General features: G+C 43.9%; 5 protein-coding genes and 1 pseudogene. All 6 read left to right on the top strand.

Annotated features, from left to right (window positions below; all coding sequences use genetic code 11):
- Positions 1 to 286 (top strand): nuclear transport factor 2 family protein (locus tag IQ229_RS10230; protein ID WP_194043380.1); only part of this gene is annotated, 286 nt, incomplete at its 5' end.
- A gap of 37 nt (positions 287 to 323) precedes the next feature.
- Entirely contained in the window at positions 324 to 761 is a 438-nt protein-coding gene (locus IQ229_RS10235; protein WP_194043382.1) for a VOC family protein, read from the top strand.
- Positions 762 to 908: 147 nt separating this feature from the next.
- Entirely contained in the window at positions 909 to 1,718 is an 810-nt protein-coding gene (locus tag IQ229_RS10240; RefSeq protein ID WP_194043384.1) for an MIP/aquaporin family protein, read from the top strand.
- Positions 1,719 to 1,804: 86 nt separating this feature from the next.
- On the top strand, positions 1,805 to 2,578 hold the full coding sequence (locus IQ229_RS10245) for a glucose 1-dehydrogenase (RefSeq protein ID WP_194043386.1): 774 nt from the start codon (positions 1,805 to 1,807) through the stop codon (positions 2,576 to 2,578).
- 458 nt (positions 2,579 to 3,036) lie between these two features.
- The gene (locus IQ229_RS10250) at positions 3,037 to 5,037 is read left to right on the top strand and encodes an amylo-alpha-1,6-glucosidase (protein ID WP_194043388.1); all 2,001 of its coding nucleotides are present in this window, start codon (positions 3,037 to 3,039) and stop codon (positions 5,035 to 5,037) included.
- 31 nt (positions 5,038 to 5,068) lie between these two features.
- Positions 5,069 to 5,813: pseudogene (locus IQ229_RS10255) on the top strand (MGH1-like glycoside hydrolase domain-containing protein); the annotation flags it as partial.

The following is a 5,813-nucleotide window of genomic DNA, read 5'->3' on the forward strand; positions in this document are numbered from 1 at the left end:
TATTAGCACCTTGACCGAAAACCGCAAACCGATTTATGTGCGTGGTCGTCAAGCACTCAAAGAGTTCTTTGAAAGTCGCATCTTCAGTCTAGAAGATTTTGAGGTCAAACTTAACCAGTGGGCTGAAACCGAGAACACGCTGATGATAGTCGAAAGCTTGAAAACCAAAAGCATCAATGGCGATGTTGGCGAAGTAAGTTTCTATGATAACTGGGTAGTGCGCGATCGCAAAATTGCTGTTCACTTTGCTGGTGTAATTCAATATCCCGATGGAACATACGCATAACTAAGTTCACTTTTTTCTGTCAGTAAGGACTGAAGTAATGGCTTTGCTAAAAGTTTCTCAAATGGCAATCAGCTGCAAAGATCCGATTGCAACTGAAAAATTCTACACGAAATATTTCGGCTTTAAGCGAGCAAGAGTTGCACCCATTGGCAATAATGAGCAAATTGTCTTTCTGAAATTGGGTGATATGTACCTTGAACTCTTCCAAGCAAAAGGAGAAACCCCTGTTCCTTTAGCCAACCAAGATGGGCCTACCTATCCAGCTTGGCGTCATTTTGGTTTCCAGGTTGATGATGTTGATGCTAAACTCGCTGAAATCGGCAAAGATGCAAAAGTAACCCTTGGGCCACTCAACTTTGATAGCTTTATTCCTGGGTGGCGCACGGTTTGGGTATCCGATCCAGATGGTAATATTGTTGAAATCAGCCAAGGATATGTCGATCAGGATAATCCACCACCATTGCAGCTCAATTGAGGTAATTTCAACTTAACTATATACAGCATTTCTTAATAGGAGATGAACAAGTTGAGATAAAAAATATTATCAAGTAGCTAATCTTTGTTCAAAACCTTAATGGAATTGCTGTATAAAGCTTAATTGTTGATCGCCAGAAATAAACTCATGAATACTTTTGCAAATTGGAAAACTCTAAATTGGTCTGAATATGGTGCAGAGTTGGTGGGAACTGCTTTCAATCTCTTGGTTGGATTCAGTATAATCACCTTCAATTTTGGCAAAGGTTTGCCTATGGAGCATCTCATTCCGGCAGTGAGTCCTCGTTTATTAATTAATGGTCTCATTTTCGCTGGAAGTGGTGCATTATTTAGCATTTCCCCTTTAGGAAAACTGAGTGGTTCGCACCTAAATCCCTGCTTATCATTGGCATTCTGGATGCAAGGCAAAATGCATAAACAGGACTTAATTGGATATATTTTTGGTCAATTCCTGGGCGCAGTTCTTGGCACATCTTTAGCATTAGCTTTGTGGGGAAATTACCTGATCAGCGTCAATTATTGTATTACTTTACCTGGAATAAACTATCCCTTGTGGTATGTATTTCTAGCTGAAGTTTTCATGACATTTATATTGGTGCTGTCTATCTTTATCTTTTTGAGTCATCATCAGCTATTGCGCTGGACACCTTTAATGGTGTGGCTTCTAGTGGCAACTATGGTTTGGTTGGGAGCGCCAATTTCTGGTACCAGTTTGAATACAGCACGGAGTATGGGGCCTGCTTTCGTAGCATGGTCTTGGCAAAATCAATGGCTTTATTGTATTGCATCTCCACTAGGTGCATTAACTGCTGTGGGAGTTTTTCAACTGATAGCTATGGGTGAACGTGAAGTTTTGACAGGCAAACTTTTTCATGTTCCCAATTATCGTTGTATTTTTAAGAATGTTAAGGTGCCACATCTGCAAAAGCATCAGTAGATTTAAAGAAGAATCCAGAATTCTGACTTCTGAATCCTGTTTTATAAGACCTGAAAACATCAAAATACTCTAAAAGGAGAAAGCTAATGAAGAAACTAGAAGGTAAGGTAGCTTTAGTAACTGGTAGTAGTGGAGGAATTGGCCAAGCTATTGCTGTACATCTGGCTGAACAAGGTGCAGATGTTGTGATTGATTATCGCTCTCATCCTGAAGGCGCTGAAGAAACTTTGTCGAAAGTAGAAGCTGCTGGTAGCAAAGGCTTAACTATTAAAGCTGACTTGAGTGTCATTAGCGACATCCGTCAACTTATAGACCAGGGTATTCAATACTTTGGCAAGTTAGACATTTTAGTAAACAATGCTGGTATTGACGGTCGAAATGCTGATTTCTGGAACATCACCGAAGCCGACTATGATGCAGTGATTAATCTCAACCTCAAAGGGACATTTTTCGCCACTCAAGCGATAGTGCAGCACTTCATCGAAACCAAGCGAACCGGCAAAATCATCAATATTAGCTCTACCCATGAGGAAATAGCATTTCCCCACTTCACTGCTTACTGTGCCAGCAAGGGCGGTGTAAAGATGACGATGCGTAACCTAGCAGTTGAACTTGGCCCTCTGGGAATTACAATTAACAACGTGGCTCCTGGAGCAATTGAGACACCAATCAATAGTAAGCTGTTAAATAACCCCGAAAAATTAGGAGCGCTGTTAAAAAACATTCCCTTGGGTCGCTTAGGTAAACCACAGGATATTGCACCTATAGTTTCTTTCTTAGCCTCAGCCGATGCTGACTACATCACAGGTGCAACGTTCTATGTAGATGGGGGATTGAGCCGGAACTATCATGAGCAATAGGTAAACTAGAACAATAGTACCGCAAGGCGTAAATAAACCACCCATTCTAAATCAATGAAACGCTTATGCTGTATTCATTTTGAATTTTGAATTTTGTTAGCGCAGCCTAAAGCCTTCTCTATAAGAAGCTTCTCTTTCAGAGACGCTAACGCAAACGCCAACGCATGGCTTCTCTACGAGACCTACGCGAATGCTTAGAGCGAGTCCGCAAGCTTCATTTTGAGTTTTGAATTCCGCCTTGCGGTACTAACCTTTTTAAGGTGACTTCTAAAATCTGTTTTTCTCTCTGCTCTCTTTGTGCCTCTGCGGTTTAAAAGTAATTTATTTAACCTTATTAGGCGTAGAGAACACATAGTAAAGAGATTAAATATGCGGACTTGATGTAAAACAGCTTAGTTTGTGTTGGCTCTAACGTTCTAGAGTGTTTGTGAGCTGGAGTACAGAACCTACTATCACTTATGAGTATCAACTTTGGACGCGAAATTTGTGGTGTTCTCGATTTGGCAGCAGGGCGAGAATGGTTGGTAACTAATGGCATCGGTGGTTATGCTTCAGGGACAGTATCAGGTATACTCACACGTCGCTATCACGGATTACTCGTGGCAGCATTAAAGCCACCACTGATGAGAACTCTGTTACTAGCTAAGTTAGATGAAACAGTTTTGTATGACGGACGCAATTATCCCCTTGGAGCCAGCCGTTGGGCTGGTGGAGCCGTTAATCCAGATGGCTATGAGCACATTGAATCCTTCGAGTTAGAAGGCACAATACCAACATGGCGATTTACTTGTGCGGATGCTTTATTGGAAAAACGTATATGGATGCAACCCGGCAGCAATACCACATATCTTCAATATTACCTGCGTCGTGCCACTCAACCACTGATGCTAAAGCTGAAAGCACTGGTAAATTATCGGGATTATCACGGTAGCACACATGCACGAGGCTGGCAGATGAACGTTGATGCTATTGAACATGGTGTCCGTGTTACTGCTTTTGGGGAAGCTGTGCCATTATATCTATTAAGCGATCGCGGTCAGGCAACACTAGCCCACGAGTGGTACTATGAGTTTGACTTAGCCAGAGAACGCGATCGCGGACTCGACGATCGCGAAGATCATCTACATGCAGCCACCTTTGAAGCTACTCTCCAGCCCGGTGAATCACTCACTTTTGTTGCCAGCACCGAGATCCATCCAAAGTTAGATGGCCAAGTAGCCTTAAAGTTACCTCGCTCCCTTGAGCAAAAGCTGCTGGGATTCTGGAAACAAAGCCGTGTACATGCCAAAGCAGATCCAGACTGGGTATCTCAGCTAGTCCTCGCTGCCGACCAATTCATTGTCAGTCGCCCATTGCCTGATGAACCCAACGGCAAAACAATCATTGCTGGTTATCATTGGTTCGGTGACTGGGGGCGAGATACAATGATTAGCTTACCTGGTTTAACAATCTCGGTCGGTCGTCCAGAGCTTGCACGCCCTATTTTACGTACTTTTGCCCGCTACGTAGACCAAGGTATGTTACCTAACCGCTTTCCCGATGTCGGTGAAGCACCAGAATACAATACAGTAGATGCAACCCTCTGGTACTTTGAAGCGATTCGCGCTTACTATGCGGCAACTAAAGATGAAGAACTGCTAAGTGAACTCTTTCCTGTGCTGGCAGACATTATTAATTGGCATCGTCAAGGGACGCGCTACAACATCCATCTAGACCCGAATGATGGTCTACTTTATGCAGGTGAGACAGGTGTGCAACTCACCTGGATGGACGCCAAAATTGGTGATTGGGTGGTTACGCCACGCATTGGCAAACCCATAGAAGTTAATGCTTTGTGGTGTAATGCTTTGGGAACTATGGCAAACTTTGCACGAAAGCTGGGTAAGCCCTACCAAGAATACAAGCAGATGCAAGAGCTTGCAAATATTGGATTTGGGCGCTTCTGGAACGATGCAGTTGGTTACTGCTACGATGTTCTAGATGGGCCTGAGGGACATGATGAATCGTTGCGACCAAACCAGATATTCGCTGTGTCATTACCAGAAAGCCCCCTGACTCCAGTTCAACAACGGGGTGTGGTGGAATCTTGTGCGCGATCGCTTCTCACCTCCCACGGTTTACGCAGTCTTGACCCCAACCATCCACAATATCAAGGTCACTACGGTGGAGATCAGTTTCAGCGAGATAGTGTTTATCATCAAGGAACGGTTTGGGGCTGGCTGATTGGGCCGTTTGTTTTAGCCCACCTACGTGTTTTCAACGATCCACTACAAGCTCGGAGTCTACTTGAACCAATGGCTAATCATCTATGCGCTCACGGCGTAGGTAGTCTCAGTGAGATTTTTGATGGTAATGAGCCACTCACCCCACGAGGTTGTATTGCTCAAGCCTGGACGGTAGCAGAAGTGCTTCGCGCTTGGATAGCAACAGAACCTACCACAGAGAATTCTGAATTTTAAATTTTGCATTCATCCAAAATCCTAAATCACTATGACCCAAGAAGAAGCAAGATTAGCAGCAGACCGCGATCGCACAGCCTACTGGAAACGATGGGGTTCCTACCTGAGCGAACGCCAGTGGGGAACAGTGCGCGAAGACTATAGCCCTGATGGTACCGCCTGGGAATTCTTTCCCCACGACCATGCCCGCTCCCGCGCCTATCGCTGGGGAGAAGATGGAATTGGAGGAATTTCTGATAATCATCAGCGACTATGTTTTGCGATCGCTCTCTGGAATGGTGAAGATGCAATCCTCAAAGAGAGACTTTTCGGCCTCACAGGGAATGAGGGAAATCACGGGGAAGATGTTAAAGAATACTACTTCTACCTGGATAACACCCCGACTCATTCCTACATGAAATATCTTTATAAATATCCCCAAGCTGCTTTTCCATACAGTCAGCTGGTAGAAGAAAATCACCGCAGAGGTCGCCAAAGCTCAGAGTTTGAATTAATCGACACAGGTATATTTGACCAAGACCGCTATTTTGATGTATTTGTTGAGTATGCTAAGGCTTCACCCGACGACATTTTAATTGAAATCAGTGTGATTAACCGAGGCACAGAAGCAAAAACGCTGCATTTGTTACCAACGCTTTGGTTCCGCAACACCTGGTCTTGGACTGGTAATCAACAAGAAAAGCCGTGGTTAAAAATAAGCCAATCTAACTCAGACTTCAACACCATCGAAGCTTATCACCCTTCTTTAGAAACTCGATGGCTGTATTGTAATCAAA

It is taken from the genome of Nostoc cf. edaphicum LEGE 07299 (assembly GCF_015207245.1).
Lineage (GTDB): Bacteria > Cyanobacteriota > Cyanobacteriia > Cyanobacteriales > Nostocaceae > Nostoc > Nostoc edaphicum_B.